The organism is Halorubrum sp. SP9 (genome assembly GCF_005435015.1).
Taxonomy (GTDB): Archaea; Halobacteriota; Halobacteria; order Halobacteriales; family Haloferacaceae; genus Halorubrum; species Halorubrum sodomense.
Map to the genome: position 1 here is coordinate 1 of NZ_SGXU01000579.1, position 308 is coordinate 308.

Below are 308 nucleotides of genomic sequence, written 5' to 3' on the forward strand. Positions count from 1 at the left end.
GAGATCACCCTTGACGACCTCGATGAGAAGATCGAGGCCGCCGAGGACATCGCCAGTTCCACCACGACCACTATCAACGACGACTCGGGTAGTGGCTCCGAGGAGTCCGAGTCGGGCATGGTCGCGGACCGTGCTCGCGAGGAAGGCGAGCGTGACTTCGACCGCACGCCGAACGGTCGCATCGACCTGTCCAGCCACTAACGACTTCTTTCACAGATAATGGCACTTCAGTACGTTTTCGACAACGTCGGTAACATCCTTCGCGAACGCACCGTCGCTGCTGGTGAAACCATCAGCGAAGGTGAGTT

The 308-nt window shown here is 58.8% G+C and carries 1 protein-coding gene; it reads left to right on the forward strand.

Going from position 1 to position 308, the window contains the following annotated elements:
* Positions 1–201 (forward strand): hypothetical protein (locus tag EXE45_RS20165; RefSeq protein WP_158294357.1); only part of this gene is annotated, 201 nt, incomplete at its 5' end.
* Positions 202–308 lie beyond the last annotated feature (107 nt).